General features: G+C 73.1%; 13 protein-coding genes. 12 read left to right on the forward strand and 1 reads right to left on the reverse strand.

Annotated elements, in window-relative coordinates; translation table 11 throughout:
• Window positions 1-155 precede the first annotated feature (155 nt).
• The 5 genes from QOZ89_RS28345 to QOZ89_RS28365 all read left to right on the forward strand — a co-directional run bounded on the left by QOZ89_RS28345 (window position 156) and on the right by QOZ89_RS28365 (window position 5,541).
• On the forward strand, window positions 156-1,085 hold the full coding sequence (locus tag QOZ89_RS28345) for a hypothetical protein (protein WP_241842349.1): 930 nt from the start codon (window positions 156-158) through the stop codon (window positions 1,083-1,085).
• A 207-nt stretch (window positions 1,086-1,292) separates the two neighbouring features.
• Window positions 1,293-2,654, forward strand: coding sequence for a phosphoribosylamine--glycine ligase (gene purD, locus QOZ89_RS28350; RefSeq protein ID WP_241842353.1), 1,362 nt, complete (start codon window positions 1,293-1,295; stop codon window positions 2,652-2,654).
• 103 nt (window positions 2,655-2,757) lie between these two features.
• Entirely contained in the window at window positions 2,758-3,297 is a 540-nt protein-coding gene (gene purE / locus QOZ89_RS28355) for a 5-(carboxyamino)imidazole ribonucleotide mutase (protein WP_071053567.1), read from the forward strand.
• Window positions 3,294-4,601 (forward strand): adenylosuccinate lyase, encoded by a 1,308-nt coding sequence (gene purB / locus QOZ89_RS28360; RefSeq protein WP_071053566.1) that lies wholly within the window; start codon window positions 3,294-3,296, stop codon window positions 4,599-4,601. The genes purE and purB overlap by 4 nt, the downstream gene beginning before the upstream one ends.
• Window positions 4,602-4,629: 28 nt before the next feature.
• Complete coding sequence (locus QOZ89_RS28365; protein WP_071053565.1) at window positions 4,630-5,541, forward strand: phosphoribosylaminoimidazolesuccinocarboxamide synthase; 912 nt, start codon at window positions 4,630-4,632, stop codon at window positions 5,539-5,541.
• Between the two features lie 142 nt (window positions 5,542-5,683).
• Here the strand turns inward: QOZ89_RS28365 and QOZ89_RS28370 are convergent, their stop codons facing one another.
• Window positions 5,684-7,105: a hypothetical protein gene (locus QOZ89_RS28370; protein WP_312626472.1), complete on the reverse strand. Its 1,422-nt coding sequence runs from the start codon at window positions 7,103-7,105 to the stop codon at window positions 5,684-5,686.
• A 774-nt stretch (window positions 7,106-7,879) separates the two neighbouring features.
• Here QOZ89_RS28370 and QOZ89_RS28375 point away from each other — a divergent pair.
• The 7 genes from QOZ89_RS28375 to QOZ89_RS28405 all read left to right on the forward strand — a co-directional run bounded on the left by QOZ89_RS28375 (window position 7,880) and on the right by QOZ89_RS28405 (window position 20,586).
• Window positions 7,880-10,432, forward strand: a complete 2,553-nt coding sequence (locus QOZ89_RS28375) for an MMPL family transporter (RefSeq protein WP_083419920.1) — start codon at window positions 7,880-7,882, stop codon at window positions 10,430-10,432.
• Between the two features lie 348 nt (window positions 10,433-10,780).
• On the forward strand, window positions 10,781-11,662 hold the full coding sequence (gene panC, locus QOZ89_RS28380) for a pantoate--beta-alanine ligase (RefSeq protein WP_071054558.1): 882 nt from the start codon (window positions 10,781-10,783) through the stop codon (window positions 11,660-11,662).
• Window positions 11,663-11,793: 131 nt separating this feature from the next.
• Window positions 11,794-13,497 (forward strand): L-aspartate oxidase, encoded by a 1,704-nt coding sequence (locus QOZ89_RS28385; RefSeq protein ID WP_071054651.1) that lies wholly within the window; start codon window positions 11,794-11,796, stop codon window positions 13,495-13,497.
• Window positions 13,498-13,577: 80 nt separating this feature from the next.
• Complete coding sequence (nadC, locus tag QOZ89_RS28390; RefSeq protein WP_071054653.1) at window positions 13,578-14,486, forward strand: carboxylating nicotinate-nucleotide diphosphorylase; 909 nt, start codon at window positions 13,578-13,580, stop codon at window positions 14,484-14,486.
• Between the two features lie 17 nt (window positions 14,487-14,503).
• The gene (locus QOZ89_RS28395; RefSeq protein WP_071054560.1) at window positions 14,504-15,256 is read left to right on the forward strand and encodes a type III pantothenate kinase; all 753 of its coding nucleotides are present in this window, start codon (window positions 14,504-14,506) and stop codon (window positions 15,254-15,256) included.
• 1,580 nt (window positions 15,257-16,836) lie between these two features.
• Window positions 16,837-18,381, forward strand: a complete 1,545-nt coding sequence (locus QOZ89_RS28400) for a sugar transferase (RefSeq protein WP_397428859.1) — start codon at window positions 16,837-16,839, stop codon at window positions 18,379-18,381.
• Between the two features lie 543 nt (window positions 18,382-18,924).
• On the forward strand, window positions 18,925-20,586 hold the full coding sequence (locus tag QOZ89_RS28405) for a sugar transferase (protein ID WP_198543645.1): 1,662 nt from the start codon (window positions 18,925-18,927) through the stop codon (window positions 20,584-20,586).
• The last annotated feature ends 197 nt before the right edge of the window (window positions 20,587-20,783 follow it).

Raw genomic sequence — 20,783 nt, forward strand, 5'->3', positions numbered from 1 at the left:
GGCCCGTGACGGGTCACGCTTCCTTGGTCACGCTGCGCAGTCGCCGGGAGGTGGATCACGTGGTCGCCCGCCCGTCCGAGGAGCCGCAACCCACTCCAGGACCGCCGGAAGCACGGAGGGAAGCCAGCTTCAGGCCTACCTCCGGCACGCCGGCAGTGCTGGCCCCCATCGACGGCCGTCAAGGCGGGATCGGCCCCGCCCGGACCAGTGACAGGGTCCCCGCCGGGCCGGCGGAGCTCTTCTGGCAGGTCAGGCCGGGCAGCTACCGCGCGGACGTGGATGCCGACGCGTGGCCGGTCGGGTTCTCCCCGACGGGCGAGGCGCTGCCCGACGCGCTCACCGACGTCCTGCTGCGCGGCAGCCACTGGGTGCGCAGCGCCCAGCGGGCCGAGGCGGAGCGTCGGGAGCGTTCGGCCGCCATCGCCACCCATGTCGAGGCGCAGCTGGCCACGTTCCTCAGGTTGTGCGCCGAGGCGGAGCTGATGCCTCCGGTGACGATGCGGGTGGTGCGGGACGTTCCGCGGCTGGCGGGAGCCAGGCATCGCGCCGAGGGCCGGCCGCGCGCCGCGCTGCGCACCGCCGACGACCTGGCCATCCCGCTCGGGCTCGTCGATCCGGCGGGAGCGGCCCGTTCGGCCACCGACTCGCCGGCGGACCAGCCGGCCGACCCGCCGGACCGGCCCCGCCCATCCGACAGGAACCCCGGCCTTCGCCGGTCCAGGAGGAGCCCCGGGAACCCCCCGCGGGGCGCCGACCGCCATGACCGGCGCCCCCCGGCCGGCGGGCCGCCCAGCCACTGGCACGGCAGGAGCCAGCTGACGGCGTGGCCGCTGCTCTACTGGCGGTGTGAGAGCTTCCCCTCGGCCGGCCGGTCGCTGCACCTGTTCGTCGAGCCGGGCGGCCGGACGTTCGAGGGCCGGGACCTGCCGGCCCCGCTGACCGTGGTCGGCCGGCAGGTGCGGGTCTGGCCGGTCGACGCGCCGTCGATCGTCGAGGGCATGGCCGAGGTCGACGCCCGCCGCTGTGCCCTCCACCTGGTAGACGGGATGGCCCGGCTGCTCTGGAGGGCGGGAATCGGGCTTTAGGCGAGCGTCGGGGAATCAGGGGACAGGTCGGTTTCCGGGTATGGTGCGGCGCGGGCCTGAGGTCCCCCGCCGACCAGCGTCACCGGTCCCCAGGGGCGGCCCGCGGCGGCCGCACCCCGACTGGCAAAGGACCGACGGACCGATGACGCACGGCGTACGACGCCCACGACCGCCTGGCCGGGTGCTCCCAGAGGTGGCGGCGTGGGCATGAAGGTCCTTGTGGTCGGCTCGGGCGGGCGGGAGCACGCGCTGTGCCGGGCGCTCACCCGTGACCCCCGCGTCGGCTCGATCGTCTGCGCGCCCGGCAACGCCGGCACCGCCGACATCGCCGAGCCCCGCCCGCTCGACGTCGCCGACCCGGAGGCGGTGGCCGCCGTCGCCGAGTCCGTCGGCGCCGAGCTCACGATCATCGGCCCGGAGGTCCCCCTCGTCGGCGGCGCCGCCGACGAGCTGCGCGCCCGCGGCCTGCCGTGCTTCGGGCCGTCCGCCGCCGCGGCGCGGCTGGAGGGCAGCAAGGCGTTCGCCAAGGACGTCATGCGGGCCGCGGGCGTGCCGACAGCCGCGGCCCGCGACCACGCCGAGGTCGAGCCGGCGCTCGCCGACCTGGACACCTTCGGCCCGCCCTACGTCGTCAAGTACGACGGGCTGGCCGCCGGCAAGGGGGTGACGGTCACCGAGGACCGCGACGCCGCCGTCACCGCCGTCCGTAGCTGCCTCCAAGGGCCGGACGACCGAGTGGTGATCGAGGAGTACCTCGACGGCCCGGAGGTGTCGATGTTCGCGGTCGTCACCGAGGACGGCACCGTGGTGCCGCTGCTGCCCGCCCAGGACCACAAGCGGATCGGAGACGGCGACACCGGTCCGAACACCGGCGGGATGGGCGCCTACGCTCCCCTTCCCTGGGCCTCACGCGGGCTGGCCGGCCAGGTGGTCACCACGGTCATCCGGCCGACGGTCGCCGAGATGGCCCGGCGCGGCACCCCGTTCGCGGGCCTGCTCTACGCGGGCCTGGCACTCACCGCGCGCGGGCCGCGCGTGGTCGAGTTCAACGCCCGGTTCGGCGACCCGGAGACGCAGGCGATCCTCGCGCTGCTCACCACGCCGCTGACCGACGTGCTGACGGGCCGCCGCCCGCCGGTGTGGCGGTCGGGCGCGGCGGTCACCGTGGTGCTCGCCGCCGCCGGCTACCCGGGCACGCCGCGGCTCGGCGACCCGATTCGCGGCCTCGATGCCGCCGCGAGGCTCACCGGGGTGGACGTCCTGCACGCGGGGACGAGGCTCGACGCGGACGGGCGGGTGGTCTCGGCCGGCGGGCGGGTGTTGTCCGTCACGGCGATCGGTTCCAACCTCGAGTCCGCGCGAGGATCGGCGTACGAGGCCGTCAGCCGGATCTCGCTGCCCGGCGCGCGTTACCGGACCGACATCGGTGACCCGGCGCGGCTGCGCCACGCCGCGGACGTCCGCCGCGCCGGCTCGGTCACCCAGCGGACCGACCAGCCCGGGCCGGCCGACGGCCCGCGTGGGCCGGGCGTGTCCGGTGGGCCGGTCGGGCCGGGTGAGCCTGGTTAGGCGGCCATCGCCCCGAGCAGTCCCGAGCAGTACAGCCGCCCGGGAGTACGTGCCGGTGGTCGAACCGGAGTCCTCCCCGACGACGAGGAGCGAAGTGAGCAGCATGTCTAGCCCCCCCGAATCCCCCACCGCCCGTTCACGGGTCGCGGTCGTCTACGGGTCCGCGTCGGACGCGCAGACGATGAGCAAGGCCGGCGCGACCCTGGCGCGGTTCGGCGTGGCCCACGAGGAGGCCGTGCTCTCAGCGCATCGCGCGCCCCGCACGCTGGCCGACTGGGTGGAGGGCCTGCGCAGCCGCGGCATCCAGGTGGTCATCGCCGGCGCCGGGCTCGCCGCGGCGCTGCCGGGCACAGTCGCCGCGCTCACCACTTTGCCGGTGATCGGCGTCCCGATCTCCGGGGGCGCGCTCGACGGGATGGACTCGATGCTCGCCATCGCCCAGATGCCGCCGGGCGTCGCGGTGGCCACGGTGGGCCTGAACAACGCCACCAACGCGGCCGTGCTCGCCGTCCAGATCCTGGCGCTCTCGGACCAGGAGCTCGCCGGCAAGCTCGTCACCTACAAGGACGACTTCGAGCGTGCCGCGGCGGACGGGCTCGCCCGCGTCGCGGCGGCCGCCTCGCCCGCCGGCGCGTCGGCATGATCGAGCGCTACACCCTGCCCGAGATGGGCCGGGTCTGGTCGGAGGCGCACAAGTACGAGCTGTGGTGCGAGGTCGAGGTGCTCGTCATGGAGGCGCACGCCGCCGCGGGGCGCATTCCCGCTGACGCGGTCGAGCCGGTCCGGGCCGCGCCCGCCCCGACGCCGCCGGCGGTCGCCGAGATCGAGGCCGTCACCCAGCACGACGTGATCGCGTTCCTCACCGCCTGGGCCGACCAGACCGAGCCCCGCTCGGCCGCCGCCTACGTCCACTTCGGGATGACGTCGTCCGACCTGCTGGACACGGCGCTGGCCTGTCAGCTGGTCGAGGCGACCGACATCCTGCTCGCCAAGGCGGACGCGCTGGTCGCGGCGCTGCGCGACCTGGGGCTCGCGCACCGGTCAACGCTGCGGGTCGGGCGCACCCATGGCATCCACGGCGAGCCGACGGTCTTCGGCCACCGGGTCGCGGACCTGGCCTTCGGTGTCGCCCGCTGCCGCGACCGGCTGCGCGCCGCCCGCGCCGACGTCGCCGTCGCCAAGATCTCCGGAGCGGTGGGGACGTACTCGAACATCGACCCGGACGTGGAGCGCTACGTCGCCGACAAGCTGGGCCTCACCCCGGCGCCGGTGGCCACCCAGGTGGTGCTGCGCGATGGGATAGCGAGCTGGGTGGCGGCGCTGGCCGGCATCGCGACGGTGTGCGAGGCGGTGGCCCTCGAGGTGCGGCACGGGCAGCGCACCGAGGTGCGTGAGCTGTCCGAGCCGTTCGGAAAGGGCCAGAAAGGCTCGTCCGCGATGCCCCACAAGAAGAACCCGATCATGTCCGAGCGGATCGCGGGGATTGCCCGGATCGTGCGTGCCCAGTACGTCCCCGTCCTCGAGGGCGTGCCGCTGTGGCACGAGCGGGACATCTCGCACTCCTCGACGGAGCGGATCGCGCTGCCGGACGCGTCCGCCGGCGTCGACTACCTGCTGAACCTGACAACCCGGCTGGTGACCGGCCTGGTCGTCGACGTCGACCGGATGCGCAAGAACCTCGACGCCACCGGCGGACTGGTCTACACCTCCGCCGTGCTGCTGGAACTGGTCGAGACCGGCCTGTCCCGGGAGGACGCCTACGCCATCACCCAGGCCGCCGCGATGGAGACCTGGCAGACCGGCGTCCCGTTCCGGGAGACGCTGCGCAAGCACGCCGCCGACCGTGGCCTGCCCCTCGACGAAGCCCGCCTCGGCCAGGTAAGCCGCCCCGAACGCTACGTCGAGCGGCTGGCCCCTGTCTTTGACCGACTCGCGGCGCTGAGCTGACGGCGTTAGCCAGGAACCTGGAGAGATCATGCCACTTACGCATGAGGAGTTCGGCGGGCTGACCCACCTTGGCTCGGGCAAGGTCCGCGAGCTGTTCGCCGTCGGAGAGGACGCGGTGCTCCTGGTCGCGAGCGACCGGATCTCCGCGTTCGACGTCATCCTGCCGACGGAGATCCCCGACAAGGGCGCGGTGCTGACCGGCCTGACGCTGTGGTGGTTCGACCAGCTCGCCGATCTCGTTCCGTCGCACGTCATCAGCTCGAACGTCGACGAGTACCCGGCCGAGCTCGCTCCCTACCGGGAGCAGCTGCGCGGCCGGTCGATGCTGTGCCACCGGCTGGACATGGCCCTGATCGAGTGCGTCGCCCGCGGCTACCTGACCGGCAGCGGGCTCAAGGACTACCGACGCACCGGCGCCGTCAGCGGCCATCCGCTGCCCGAGGGCCTCGTCGACGGCTCGAAGCTGCCGCACCCGATCTACACGCCGTCGACGAAGGCGCCGATCGGCGAGCACGACGAGAACATCAGCCGCGCCGACGCGGCGAGCCGGGTCGGCGACGAGCTCGCCGCCGAGCTGGAGAAGCTCACCCTGCAGATCTTCGGCCGGGCGAGCGACCTCGCGGCCGAACGCGGCATCCTGCTCGCCGACACGAAGTTCGAGTTCGGCCATGACTCGGCCGGCGTGCTGCGGCTCGGCGACGAGGTGCTCACCCCGGACTCGTCCCGGTTCTGGCCGGCGGACCTGTGGTCGCCCGGCGGCGCCCAGCCGTCGTTCGACAAGCAGTTCATCCGGGACTACCTGGTCAACTCGGGCTGGGACCGCGACACGTCGGCTCCCGAGCTGCCGGCGGACGTCATCGCGTCGACCAGGGCGCGCTACGTCGAGGCGTACGAGCGTCTTACCGGCATCTCGTTCGACGACTACCTGTCGACCTCCTGAGCAAGGAGCGTCACTGACCTGTCTGTCAGTCTCTCGCCACGGTGACGACAAGCACAGCGATGGGGCGAGCATGGCGATGGCTCGGGCTTCGGCCCGAGCCATCGCCATGAAGGCGCCAACCAGACACCGGGCCTGCCCGTGCCTACGCGACGCCTGCCTCACCCGAGCGAGTCCGCCGGCGGGAACGGCCGTCCAGTACCTTGATCGGGTCGGTGCACAGGAGACTCAACGCCTGGCTCACGAGCGCCGGGTCGTGGTGTCGCTCGTCGAACTGCGCCCGCACGTGCAGCACGCCCTCGAGGTCGACGTAGATGAAGGAGATGCCTTCGTCCTTGCCACCGGAGCGCGCGTTGGCGAAGAAACGTCCCTCCGGCGGGGCGAGCCACCGGAGACGTTCCAGCTCGGGCACCCGGCCCCAGCTGACCAGCCACGGCCGCAGGTCAGGCGACGTCGGCGCCGGGGTGGTCTGGACGGCGGCGGTGGTCTGGACGGCGGCGGCCTCACGCGGTTGGGGCAGCCAGGTCTTCGCGATCTGGATGGCGTGCCTGGCGAGCGGCTGGCCCACCTCGGTCGCCCGGCGCAGCTCCGCTCCGAGCGATTCCGGTGACGACGGGTCGTCCGGCCAGATGGTCAGCCGTTCCACGAAGTTGCCGAAGTCAGGTGCGCCGGCCCGCAGATAGCGCCGCAGGTCGCAGGGGAGGTGGACGCCGTCGTCGGGCCGGGCGAGCCCAGCCGCGTCCGACGCGGCGATAGTCGCCGCGAACAGCACGCTGTTCACGGACACGCCAGGGGCGTACAGGTCCCGCCATTCGCGCAGGGCGGCCATGTAGCCCGCCTTGGAACGCTCGACCAGCCTGCCCACGCCCCCGGCCGCCGAGCGCGGCCCCGCCGCGGCACGGGCCGGTCGCCGTTCACCGACCTCGGACTGCTCGCCGCCCAGGAAACCTAGCCGGCTGGCTGGGACGCCGTGCTGTTCACGCATCGACGCCGCGAGGCCCCTGAGCAGGGCCGGCCGACGGCCGTAGGTCTCGCCCAGGGCACGTGGCAGCGGGTACCGCGTCCCGCCTTCCACCAGGTCGACCGGACGGCTGCCTTCCAGCGCGTGGCGCAGCACGCCCGCCCAGAACTTCAGGCAGGTGTAGTCGCCGAGGAGATGGGAGAACACGAAGAACGAGCAGCGCTGGCCGACGAAGATCCGGAAGGGAAGGTCACCGAGACCCTCCTCGCAGATCTCGGCCAGGCGGGCGAGCAGGGGACCGGAATCCTCGGCGGGCTCGCCCACAGCCGCCGGGCTGTCGTCAAGGCCGACGACGACGGCCGACAGAAACCGCTCGCGCCGCGCGAACGGAATGGGAACACGGGCCCCCCTGACGGCATCAATGCGACGCGTGAACCGGCTGGCCGGATCGATCGCCGCGAGATGCCGGACCACCGCGCGCACGGCCTCGACCGACGGCATCTCGGCCGGGCCCGTCGCGACCGCGAAGGTGCTCTCGACCTCGAGCCAGAACCGGTCGCGCCGCGGGAAGTCGTTCCATCGGAACACAGTCGCAGTTTTCGTCACGGGATTACCAGGCACCCCCAGCCCTGCCAAGTACAGAAACTGTACCCACCGCTGGAACAGGCACGTTCACCGCCCCACCGGTCCGAGCCCCCGGTTCCAGGCCGCCGGGGGAAGCGCTGTGGGCCACCCGCCGACGGCGGACGGGGCTTAGCCGGCGGCTACCCGTCGAACTTCTGAAGGATCGGCCTTCTGAAGGATCGACACGCACGGCTCGGCCGTTACCGAGGCAGGAGCGGCCGCCGCCAGCCACTTGTCGGGGCGAGGCGCTGGGCGCGCTCGCCCCGTGTCGGGCGCTGAGCGCCCTCCCCGCGTGGTGCCGGGCCCTGGCATATGGCGGTGGTAGAGCTGGGACCGGGCTGACGACATGGCTGGGCTGGCACCGCGCCGATGCGCTGTCACCAGTTGTGGCTGAGTTGCGCTTACTGGTCGATGGAACGGCGTCGCGGCCCACCGCGCGGCTGGACATCCGAGCCGATGGGATGTCTGTCGGCGTTCTGACACCCGTCTGGGGCGGGCGATCGCAGCTGGGCGGCGCCTTCCTGCCCCTGAGGCAGGCGCACTCGCGTCGTCGCCCGCGCGTCGGGTGCGCCGGCCGAAAGAGCTGGTCACGGGCCCGGCCGCGGATGCCCGTCACCCGGCGCGCCGGGCTGGGGGTGGGGCTGGCCCCACCCCCAACCGGCGGTGGTGACCCACCATGGCCCACAGGCTGGCCTGACCCCAGGGTCGGCGGTTCGCTCCAGTGACCTTGCGTGCCCGTTCCGGGAACGTTGACGCATGCCCAGTCGCGCTTCCCACCACCCCGACGGCCATCGGGCCGATCACTCCGCCCAGGCCCTGGCGCGCTCCGCCGCCGGGTCCACCCGCCGGCCGAGCGGTGACGCGGGCCGCGTCAACGCCGACGGTCACGCCAACCACATCGCCGCCAGGGCCGCGCGCTGGAGCGTGCGGCACCGCAAGTTCGCCGTCGCCGGCTGGCTGCTCGCCGTCGTCGCTGTGATCATGATCGGCAGCATGATCGGCACGAAGACCCTCAAGGACGAGGACATGAGCCTCGGCGAGAGCGGCCGCGCGGAGCAGACCCTGCGCGACGCCGGCTTCGTCGACCGCGACAGCGAGAACGTCCTCATCCAGCTCCCGACCGCGCCGACAGGCGGCCCGTTGGCCGACCAGGAGGTTCGGGCGACGATCGCCGATGTCATCGCGCGGATCTCGGCCACCAGTGAGGTGACCGACGTGCGGGCCCCGATCGCCGCGCAGGGCGCCACCGAGGACCGCGGCCTGGTCTCCGCGGACGGCCGGTCCGTACTGGTGACCTTCGAGCTCACCGGCGACCCCGACACCGCGACCGACCGCATCGAGCCGGTGATGGACACCGTCGCCTCGGTCGCCGCCGCCCACAGCGGGCTCACGGTCGAGCAGTTCGGCCAGGCGAGCGCCGACAAGGCCCTCGACGAGACGATGGGCAAGGACTTCCAGCGCGCCGAGTGGTCCGCCATCCCGGTGACCATCGCCATCCTGCTGATCGTGTTCGGCGCGCTGATCGCCGCGCTGATACCGGTCGCGCTGGCGATGACCGCGTTCGTCGGCACGCTAGGCGTCGTCGCGTTCGTCAGCCACCTGATGCCGACCAACGAGATCGCGACGTCGGTCATGCTGCTGATCGGGCTCGCCGTCGGCGTCGACTACGCGCTGTTCTACATCCGCCGCGAACGCGAGGAGCGTGCCAAGGGCCACGGCCCCGAGCGGGCGCTGGCGATCGCGTCCGAGACCTCCGGTCACACCGTGCTGGTCTCCGGCCTGACCGTCGCCGTGTCGCTGGCCGGCCTGATGATCACCGGGATGAGCGTCTTCACCGGGATCGCGGTCGGCACGATGATCGTCGTCCTGGTCGCGCTGCTCGGTTCGGTCACCGTGCTGCCCGCGCTGCTGTCCCTCCTCGGTGACCGGGTCGAGCTCGGCCGGCTGCCGTGGAAGCGCCCGGCCGCGCCGGACGCGCCCCGCTCCCGGCGGGCCCGGCGGGCGGCGCGGCGCACCGCGCGTCACTCGAAGCGGCAGTCCGGCGAGATCGCGGACGCGGCTCTGACGGAGGTCCTCGGCGCCGCCGTCGCCGCGGAGCACGCCGAGCGGGTGGCCCAGGCCGAGCGCGCCGCACTCCTCGACGCGGCCGGGAAGAACGGCCGGGTCCGCCTGCTCGACCGGCTGATGCGCCACCCCGGCATCGTCGCGACCGTGACCGGTGGCCTGCTGATCCTGCTCGCCCTGCCCATGCTGAGCATGCACACCGCGGAGCAGGGGCTCGACGACCTGCCCAAGGACATCCCGGTCATGAAGACCTACCAGCGGCTCACCACCGCCTTCCCCGGCGGGCCGACGCCCGCGGTGATCGTGGTGTCCGCGCCCGACGTCACCTCGGCGCCCGTGACCGCGGCGATCGACGACCTGCGGTCGAGGGCCGTCGCGGGCAAGGTCGCCTTCGAGCCCGTCGTCGTCGACGTCAGCGCCGACAAGACGGTCGCCCGCGTGCTCATGCCGATCGCCGGTGGCGGCACCGACGACGCGTCGATGGACGCGGTCCACACGCTGCGCGACGACCTGGTGCCCGCGACGATCGAGAAGGCCCCCGGTGCGCGTGCTGACGTCAGTGGCATGGCCGCCGGCTCGCTGGACTTCAACGACCAGCTCGGCGGGCGCACCCCGCTGGTGATCGGATTCGTGCTGCTGCTCGCCTTCGCGCTGCTGCTGGCGGCGTTCCGCAGCGCCATCGTCGCGACCCTCGCGGTCGGCCTGAACCTGCTCTCCGTCGGCGCGGCCTACGGCCTGCTGGTGCTGATCTTCCAGCATCACTGGGCGGACGGCCTGCTCAACTTCACGGCCACCGGCAGCATCGCCAACTGGATGCCGCTGATGCTGTTCGTGATCCTGTTCGGCCTGTCGATGGACTACCAGGTGTTCCTGCTCTCCCGGGTCCGCGAGGCCCGCGAGGCCGGGCTGGACATGCGGTCGGCGGCGCTCGCCGGCCTGCGCCGCAGCGCCGGCGTGGTCACCAGCGCGGCGGTCATCATGGTCGCAGTCTTCGCGATCTTCGCGACGCTGTCCCAGGTCAGCATGAAGCAACTGGGCATCGGCCTCGGCTCGGCCATCCTCATCGACGCGACCGTCATCCGGGTCCTGCTGATGCCCGCCATGCTCACCCTGCTCGGCGACCGCGTCTGGCGCCCCAAGGCCGGCTCCACCCCCACGGCCGCGACCGACACCGACGAGTTCCCCGCGACCACCCTTCCCACCCAGCAGACCCGCCAACTCCCGGCCCACTCCCGCACCCACTAGCCAGCCCCGATCCTGTGCCCGCCCTGCCGACCCCCGCGGCAGGGCGGGCACAGCCATGTCCCGCAAGACATCTCGCGGTGTCTCCGACGTCTCAGACTTCCTGCTTCTGCACCGAGCTGTCCGCGGGGTCCCCACCGATTGGCTACCAGTCGCGACAGGCAGCACCCGACTGATCGGGATCTAGCCCTGTCCTAGCCAATCGGTGGGGAAGGGGCAGTCGGTGGGGAAGGAGGGGGCACAGCTCTGTGTGGGAGTTGGGGGAGGTCACAGCGGGGGCCACGGGGGTTGCGCAGGGGTTACAGTCGTCCGCGACGTCCGGTACCGCACTACGAGGACTGGAACGGCCAGATGCCCCGTACCCCGCTCGCCGATCCCGACGCAAGGACTCGGCCCGCACTCGCCAGCACCCGCACGGAGCTCGCCGCGCTGCTCGCCCGCCCCGCCGGGCGCCGGGCGGTGGTGATGACCATGGGCGCGCTGCACGAGGGGCATGCCACCCTCATCCGCGCGGCCCGCCGCGAGGCCGGCCAGGTCGTCGTCACGATCTTCGTCAACCCGTTGCAGTTCGGCCCGCACGAGGACCTCGACCGCTACCCGCGCACCCTCGAGGCCGACCTCGAGGTATGCGCCCGGGAGGGCGTGGACGTCGTGTTCGCCCCGGCGGCCGTGCACGACCCGGCTCCGCTGGTGACCGTGAGTGCCGGGCCGCTCGGCGACGTGCTGGAGGGGGCGAGCCGGCCGCGGCACTTCGACGGTGTCCTCACGGTCGTCGCGACGCTGCTGCACCTGGTCCGGCCGGAGCTGGCGTTCTACGGCCGCAAGGACGCCCAGCAGCTGGTCTGCATCCGCCGGATGGTCTCGGACCTGGCCTTCGGGGTGAAGATCGTCGGCGTGCCGACGGTCCGGGAGCCGGACGGGCTCGCGCTGTCCAGCCGCAACGCCTACCTGACCGCCTCCCAGCGGTTGTCCGCGCTCGCGCTCTCGCGGGCGCTCGCGGCGGGCCTCGCCGCCAGCGGTGACGGCCCCGACGCGGTCATCGCCGCCGCTCGCGCGGTGCTCGCGGCCGAGCCGGGCATCGAGGTCGACTACCTCGTCCTCGCCGGGCCCGACGACCTCAGCCCCGCCACGACCGGGCCCGCGCTGCTGCTCGTGGCGGCCAGGGTGGGCAGCACCCGCCTGATCGACAACATCGAACTCGTCCTTCCGCCCGCCGCCGAGCCAGAGGCCTGACCATGACCAGCAACCCTTCACCCTCGGCCTCGGCGCTGCCCGCTCTGGCGGGCCAAAGGGTGCGCGAAAATGCTTTTCCTTCGCGCACCCGGCGGCCCTTGTCCCTGGAGTCACTGGCGGGCCTGCCGCCGTTGCCGGTGCTGCCCGCGCGGCTCGGCGCGCCGCGGGCCGGCTGGACCAGGCACGCCGACGTGGTGGTGATCGGCTCGGGTGTGGCGGGGCTGTCCGCCGTGCTGCGGGTACGCGCGGCGCTGCCGGCCACCCGGGTGCTGCTGGTCACCAAGGCGCTGCTCGACATGGGCTCGACCCGCTGGGCGCAGGGCGGGATCGCCGCGGCGCTGGCCGCCGAGGACTCGCCCGACGACCATCTGCGCGACACGCTGGTCGCGGGCGTCGGGCTGTGCGACCCGGCGGCGGTGCGGGTGCTGGTCGACGAGGGCCCGGCCAGGGTCCGCGAGCTCGCCGCGCTGGGCGCCCAGTTCGACCGGACCGCCAGCGGCGAGCTCTCGCTCACCCGGGAAGGCGGTCACCTGCGCGACCGGATCGTGCACGCGGGCGGTGACGCCACTGGCCTGGAGGTGGAGCGTGCGCTGATCGCGGCGCTGCGCTCCGACGAGGCCGTCGAGGTCATCGAGCACGCCCTCGTCCTCGACCTGCTCACCGACGCGGACGGCCGCGTCGCCGGCGCGACCCTGCACGTCCTGGGCGAGGGCAGCCGCGACGGGGTCGGAGCCGTCACCGCCAGGGCGGTGATCCTCGCGACCGGCGGAATGGGCCAGATCTTCGCGTCCACGACGAACCCGCCTGTCTCCACCGGAGACGGGGTCGCGCTCGCTCTGCGCGCCGGCGCGGTGGTCACGGACCTGGAGTTCGTCCAGTTCCACCCCACGGCGTTCTGGGCTCCCGGCGCCGAGCCGCTCGCCGTGGGGCAGCGGCCGCTGGTGAGCGAGGCGATGCGCGGCGAGGGCGCCGTCCTCGTGGACGCGGCCGGCGAGCGGGTGATGCCCGGCGTGCACCCGCTGGCCGACCTCGCGCCGCGGGACGTGGTCGCGAAGCAGATGTCGCGGGTGATGGCCGCCCAGGGCGTCGACCATCTCTATCTGGACGCCCGTCACCTCGGTGAGGAGACGATCCTGCGCCGGTTCCCGACCATCACCGCCCAGTGCCGCGCCCAGGGTGTGGACCCGGTCACCCAGCCGGTCCCGGTGGCACCGGCGGCCCACTACGCCAGCGGCGGGGTACGTACCGACACCTGGGGCCGCACCAGCGTTCCCGGCCTCTACGCCTGCGGCGAGGTGGCCTGCACGGGCGTGCACGGCGCGAACCGGTTGGCGTCGAACAGCCTGCTCGAGGGCCTGGTCTTCGCGGCGCGGATCGCCGAGGACCTGGCCGGCGGGCTGCCCTCGCCGGGCGAGCCCGCGCTGGCTGTGGTCGAACGCGGCTCCGCCGGGCTCACCGACCCGGCCGAGCGGGGCGACCTCGCACGGGTGATGACCGACGGCGCCGGGGTGCTGCGCGCCGCGCCGAGCCTGCTGGCCGCCGCCAAGGCGCTCGCGGCCATCGGCGACGTCCGGGTCACCGGCTCGACCGTCACCGCCGGGCCGGACGCCTGGGAGATGAGCAACCTGCGGACCGTCGGGACAGCGCTGGTCGCCGCCGCGGCGGCGCGCACGGAGACCCGCGGCTCGCACTGGCGCGAGGACTTCGCCGAGGCGGACGACGACTGGCGAGGGCACCTGCTGGTCCGGCTGGACTCGGACGGGGCGCTCGGCGTCACGTTCGAGCCCGCGGCGGCGGGCGGGGCGACCCCTGTCGAAGGAGAGAAGGCATTGTGAGCCCCAGGATCGCCGCGAAGCACGCCGTCGCTCCGGCCCACTTCCTCACCGACGCCCACGCCCCCGCCGCGGCGTGTGAGATGGGCCTCGGGTTGTCGGACGCGACCGAATCGGCCCTCGCCGCCGCCGGCCTCGAGCCGCTGGCCGTCGCCGACGTGCTGTCCCGGGCGCTCGCCGAGGACCTGCCGGCCACGAGCGGGCTGGGTGTGGATGCCACGTCGGCCGCCACCGTGCCCGCGGACCTGGTGGCCACCGGCCGGGTCGTCTCCCGGGCACGCGGCGTGGTCGCGGGCCTCCCGGTGGCCGCGGCCGTGTTCGAGGCCGTCGTCGGCCTCGCCGTCGAGGTCACGCCGACCGCGGCGGACGGCGACCGGGTCGAGCCCGGCGACGAGGTGCTGCGGGTGCGCGGTCCGGTGCGCGGCCTGCTGACGGCCGAGCGCACCGCGCTGAACCTGCTGTGCCACCTGTCCGGGGTGGCGACGGGGACGCGGGCCTGGGTCGACGCCATAGCCGGGACGGGCGCCGCCGTGCGGGACACCCGCAAGACGCTGCCGGGGCTGCGTGCGCTGGAGAAGTACGCCGTGCGTGCCGGCGGCGGCGTGAACCACCGGATGTCGCTCGTGGACGCGGCGCTGGTCAAGGACAACCATGTGGTCGCGGCCGGCGGGGTGGCGGCCGCGTTCGCCGCCGTGCGCGGGGCGTTTCCCGACCTGCCCGTCGAGGTCGAGTGCGACACCGTCGAGCAGGTCGCCCAGGCCGTCGAGGCGGGCGCCGACCTGATCCTGTGCGACAACATGAGCACCGACGAGCTTCGCGCGGCGGTGGCGCTGGCCCGGCCGGCCGGGGTCCTGCTGGAGGCCAGTGGCGGCCTCACCCTGGCCGTCGCGGCCGAGGTGGCGGCCACCGGCGTCGACTACCTCGCGGTCGGCGCCCTCACCCACTCGGTCACGGCGCTCGACCTGGGCCTCGACCTCGCTCTCGACGCATAGGGAAAACGGTCGCACTGATGCTGCTGACGATCGACATCGGCAACACCAACACCGTCCTCGGCGTGTTCGAGGGCGAGACGCTGGCCGACTCGTGGCGGGTGCGCACCCAGCCGAACGCGACGGCGGACGAGCTGACGCTGGTCTACCGCGGCCTGCTCGGCGACTACCAGATCGACGGCGTGTCGGTGTGCTCGACGGTGCCGGCGGCGCTGCGGGAGATCCGCCGGATGGCGGCGCGGATCTTCCGGCACGTACCGGTGGTGGTGGTCGAGCCCGGTACTCGCACGGGAGTGCCGATCCTCATCGACAACCCCAAGGAGGCCGGCGCCGACCGGATCATGAACACGCTGGCCGCGCACCACCTGCACGGCGGGCCGACGATCGTGGTCGACTTCGGCACGTCGACCAACATCGATGTGGTCTCCGCGCGCGGCGAGTTCCTCGGCGGCGCGCTCGCGCCCGGCATCGAGATCGCGCTGGACGCGCTCGCCTCCCGGGCAGCCCAGCTGCGCAAGGTCGAGCTGGTGCCGCCCCGGTCGGTGATCGGCAAGGGCACCGTCGAGGCCCTGCAGTCCGGCATGATCTACGGCGTCGCCGGGCAGGTGGACGGGCTGGTACGGCGGATCAGGGCCGAGCTCGGCGTCGAGGCGACCACCATCGCGACCGGCGGTCTCGCCCCGCTCGTCATCAAGGAGAGCGAGACCCTCCAGATCCACGAACCCCACCTCACGCTGATCGGCCTGCGGCTGGTGTTCACCAAGAACATCTGACGTGCCGCCGATGCGCTCCCTCCCCTCGGCCGGCCGGCTGTCGGCTAGCTGGCCGGTCCGGGGTCCGGGGTCCGGGGTCCGCGTCCGGATCCGGGGTCTGGGTCCGCCGGCCCTCCCGGACCGGCGAAGCCCGGGTTCCTCCCGGTTGGCCGCCGAAATCCATAACGGTCTTTTCTGGCAAAGCCGCCATTCCGGGGCCGATCACCCGCGCCGCCGGTTCGCGGGTAGCCGACGCGATACCGCACCAACGCGCGGCACCCGGCCCGGCATACTCGCCAGGCCGGCCACACCGAGAAATTCCCTGTTTTGGAGTCATCTTCACGACATATGCCCAGGGTCATGCCTCGGCGGAATTCGCGTGCCGGCTCGCGCTGGCACGCGCCGTCACACAGTGAGATCGGGGATCCAGCCAGGCGCGCCACGCCACGCGCCACACCCAAAAGTGCCGGGTCGGGACCACTTCGGGACCATGTGGCCCAGGCGGACCAGACCAGTCGGCGCGACGGAATTTGCCGTAACAACACCAAGAACACTACGCCGCGCCGCTAGAATTCGGTCCTAATCTCCGTTCGGCCATCATCAGACCAACGGTCACTCGATCACACTTTTCGATCGAGCAGCCGATGACCGACACACCCAGGCAATCAGATGCAGCTAGGCTCGGCGACTGACGATCATTCGCCGGGCAGACCGAAACGGCGGAAGACGCAAGGGGGGCGGGGGCCACCGTGACGGAGACGGTCGACGGCATAGACCCATTTGCGCGGGCGGAGGCCTCGGTTAGGGAGTATCCGGGCATACCGCACCTCGAGACGGCACACCGGCGCACGACGGGCCCGGACACGGCGCGCCTGCACGCGGAACACCTGAGCACGGAGCACCCTGGCCTGGGGCACCTCGGCGCAGAGCACGCGAGCACCGAGCATGTTGGCACCAGAACGGACGAGCCGAGTCAGGGCGGCCTCGGCTCATCGCCCGGCGCCAGGTCCTCTCCCGGCGCGGGCCACGTCGCCGCCGTGGAGTTGGCCGCGTCGACCGGCGTCGCGACGGATGATGCCGCCGACCGGAGTCCCGTGGAGCCCAGCACCATGGACGAGAACGCCGTAGACGATGACACCTCCAAGCCCACCGGCACCGATCCCGAGGCGACGGTGCGAGTCCCGATGCAGTGGGCGCGGGTCTCGCCGCGCACGACCGATCCACGCACCGCCGGTGCCCGCGGCGCGCGCACCGGCAGCCGGGCCAAGGGCGGCTCCCCCGCCGGCGACTCCGCCGGCGCGGCACGCCACACCGCCGACGACGACGCCTCCGGGGGCCGCGCCACCGCGGGTGACGTCGCCGACGACGACGTCACCCTGCGCATTGCCGCCAGGAACGGCATCGCGCGCGACGGTGCCACCACCGCCCGCGAGGACGGCGACGCGGAGGCGGGCCCGACGCTCGAAGGGGCCGCGGCGGAACACACCGCGCGGGACGCCCTCGAGAGCACGGTGCACGGCGCGGTCACCGGGCCGACGCTGCTCCCGCTGCCGCCCGGTGGCCTCGAAGGCCTCGGGCTCGCGACGGAGCCATCCGAACCGGTGGCCTCCATTCCCACTCCCAGGGCGGCGTCGCCGACCGGCACGCCGGCGGACGACCGGGCCGGCGAGACGGATCAGCCCGCCGGGCGTCAGGCATACCGGGCCCACATCTCGTGGGAAGGCAAATACACCCGGCTGGTGGTCTGCGCGGACCTGGCCGCGGGGGCGCTCGCGGCGGCGCTCGCCTACCTCCTGCGGTTCGGCGGCCTCGTCGACTTCGACCTGATGCCGGTGTCGCCGACGCCCTACCTGATCCTCAGCGCGGTCTTCCCTGTCGCGTGGCTCGCCGGGATGTCGCTGAACCGTGCCTACGAGGACCGCTTCCTCGGCGGCGGGACGGAGGAGTTCCGCCGGGTCGTCAACGCCGCGGTGCGGCTTACCGCGCTCGTAGCCGTCGGGTCGTACGCGACCAAGGCCGAGATCGCCCGGGCCTACCTCCTGATCGTCTTCCCCGCGGCCACGGTCCTGACGCTCGCCGGCCGCGGGGCCGCCCGCTCGCTGCTGCACCGGATGCGCCAGGCCGGCCGCTGCCAGCACAGGGTCCTCGTCGTCGGAGCCGGCGAGTCGGCGGCGTCGCTGGTGCGGCTGGCCCGCCGCGACCCGAGCGCGGGCTGGTCGGTCGTCGGCGTCTGCCTGGACCGCGCGCCCGGCCGGCACAGCCACGACCGCCTGGAAAGCGCGGGCTTCGACCTGTTCGGCGTCCCGATCGTCGGGACGTCGGACGCGCTGGAGGACGCGATCCGGCTCACCGACGCGACGACCGTCGCGATCAGCCCGCAGATCGACGGTGAACGGCTGCGCCGGGCGCTGTGGGCGTTGGAGGGCACCAAAGTCGACGTGCTGGTGTCCTCGGCGGTGACCGACGTCACAGGCCCCCGGATCCACCTGCGCCCGGTCGCGGGCCTGCCGCTCCTGCACATCGAGGAGCCCGAGCTCACCGGCACCCGCCGGCTGATGAAGGTGCTGCTCGACCGCGGGGTGGCGTTCGTCTCGCTGACGCTGCTCTCGCCGCTCCTGTTCGGGCTCTCCATGGCAGTCCGGCTGACCAGCAAGGGCCCGGCGATCTTCAAGCAGACCCGGGTCGGCCAGGGCGGCAAAGAGTTCACGATGTACAAGTTCCGCTCGATGTACGTCGACGCGGAGGCACGACTGGCCGAGGTCCTCGCTCTCAACGACCGCGAGGACGACTACATGTACAAGGCCAAGGACGACCCTCGGATCAGCCGGATCGGCAAGTTCCTGCGCAAGTGGTCGCTCGACGAGCTGCCACAGCTGCTCAACGTCCTGAACGGCACCATGTCGCTGGTCGGCCCGCGCCCGCCGCTGCCGCGGGAGGTCGCGAAGTACGCCGACGACGTGCACCGCCGGCTGATGGTCAAGCCGGGCCTCACCGGCCTGTGGCAGGTGAGCGGCCGCAGCGACCTGCCGACGGACGAGGCGGTCCAGCTCGACCTGCGCTACGTCGAGAACTGGTCGCTCGCCATGGACCTGATCATCCTCTGGCGCACCGTCTTCGCCGTCCTCAAGCGCGAAGGCGCCTACTAAGCCTCCCCACCGATCCGCGAGGGTGGTCGGGGCCCATACCAGGCCGATTGGTGGGGTCCTGGCCACTCCTCAGATGTGGTCCTGCCCACTCGGGGCGGAGATTTCCTGGTCCGGCCGGTGCCGTCAGAACTGGGCCTGGTTTCCGCCGTCTCCTCGCCCGGCGCCCGCCTGCTCGGCGGGGACGCCTGTCGCGTAAGCCCACGGGCGGGAGCCGTCGTCACGTCCCGCGCCGCCGCGGCCCGATGCTGGCCGCGCGCGGCCAGCCAGGACGATGTCCGGAAGGAGACTATTCGTCCGCCTGCGGATGAAATCCGAGAAGGATGCCTCAACGCCGGGGATCAGTCAGACGTTGGTACTTTCGACGCGCGTGTCACGTCAGCCGCCCGCGGACGGCCCGGCAGGGTACGCGTGGGCTGCTGCCCGGGGGGCTGTGTTCGGCGGAGGGGTGCGCATGGGTGCGAAGCGGGTCATCCCGCGCGCCGACCCGCGGTCGGCCGCCGCTGGCTGGCGGGCCGGCCCAGACAGCCCAGGGAGGACGCACCGGTGACCGCGACGACGACCCGCGGGCCCGCCGGGAACGCGGGCCCAGGCGACGGAAAAGGCGACGGCGAGGCGACGCTACGCGTCTCGATGCGCAACTTCCGGGCACGCCTGGCCGGCCGCCCACCTGAGCAGCGCGCCCACCCGCATGCCACCACGCGCAGCGCCGCCGAGCTCGCGGTCCTGTCGAGCACTCCGCACGAGGGGGTACGCGAGCCGTACCGGGCCCAGCTCACCTGGGAGCGCGACTACGCGCGGGCGGCGATGTTCGCCGACCTCGCCGCCTGCCTCGCCGGGACCGGTCTCGCCTACCTGATCCGCTTCGGCGGGATCATCGACTTCAGCCAGACGCCGCAGTCGTCGCGTCCCTACCTGTTCTTCACCCTCGGGCTGCCGCTCGTGTGGATCGCCGCGGTCGCCCTCAACCGGGGCTACGAGCACCGCTTCCTCGGCGGCGGGTCGGAGGAGTTCCGCCGCGTCCTGAACGCGGCCGTCCGGCTGACCGCGCTGGTGGCGGTCGCCTCGTACGCGACCAAGGCGGAGTTCGCCCGCTCGTACCTGCTGGTGGCGTTCCCGACGGCCACGGTGCTGACCCTCGTCGGTCGAGCGGTGGCCCGTGCGCGGCTGCACCGCATGCGTCGCGCCGGCGAGTGCCAGCACCGGGTGCTGGTGGTGGGCGCCGGCGAGTCGGCCGCGTCGCTGGTGCGGATCGCCCGGCGTGACCCCACCGCGGGCTGGAACGTCGTCGGCGTGTGCCTCGACCGGGCGCCCGGCCTGCACAGCTCCGAACGGCCGGACCGCGCCGGCTTCGACCTGGCCGGTGTGCCGATCGTGGGGACGTCCGACGCGCTGGAGGAGGCGATCCGGCGCACCCAGGCGTCGGCCGTCGCGATCAGCCCGCAGATCGACGGCGAGCGGCTGCGCCGGGCGCTGTGGGCGCTGGAGGGTTCCGACGTCGACGTGCTGGTGTCGTCCGCGATCACGGACGTCACCGGGCCCCGCATCCACCTGCGCCCGGTCGCCGGCCTGCCGCTCCTGCACATCGAGGAGCCCGAGCTCTCCGGCGCCCGCCGGCTGATGAAGGGCATGCTCGACCGGAGCCTCGCGCTGACAGGTGTGCTGGTCACGCTGCCGCTGTTCGTGGCGCTGGTGCTGGCGATCCGGCTGACCAGTAAGGGCCCGGCGTTCTTCAGGCAGACCCGGGTCGGCATGAGCGGCAGAGAGTTCACGATGTACAAGTTCCGCTCGATGTACGTCGACGCCGAGGCGCGCCTGGTCGGGCTGCGGACGAGCAACGAGGGCCAGGGCCTGCTGTTCAAGATGCGCGACGACCCGCGGGTGACCGGGGTCGGGAAGTTCCTGCGCAAGTGGTCGCTCGACGAGCTGCCACAGCTGTTCAACGTCCTGAACGGCACCATGTCGCTGGTCGGCCCGCGCCCGCCGCTGCCGAGCGAGGTCGCCCAGTACGAGCGGGACGTGCACCGCCGGCTGATGGTCAAGCCGGGCCTCACCGGCCTGTGGCAGATCAGCGGCCGAAGCGATCTCGACTGGGACGAGTCGGTCCGCCTCGACCTGCGCTACGTCGAGAACTGGTCGCTCGCCATGGACCTGATCATCCTCTGGCGCACCGTCTTCGCCGTCCTCAAGCGCGAAGGCGCCTACTAAAAGCCTCCCCACCGATCCGCCGGCTTGGCGCCTGTCCCGTAGGTCCTGGCTGGGAGGGACTCGGCGAGACGGATCGGCGGGGACCCCTGGCCAACCGCTCCTGGGGCCCACATCACGTCGGAGTAGACGTGGCCGCCGAGCCAGGCCAAGGGAGGCGGATCGCAGACCTCCCAGATCACGACCTCCCAGATCGGCTC

It is taken from the genome of Pseudofrankia coriaricola (assembly GCF_032027725.1).
Classification (GTDB): Bacteria; Actinomycetota; Actinomycetes; order Frankiales; family Frankiaceae; genus Pseudofrankia.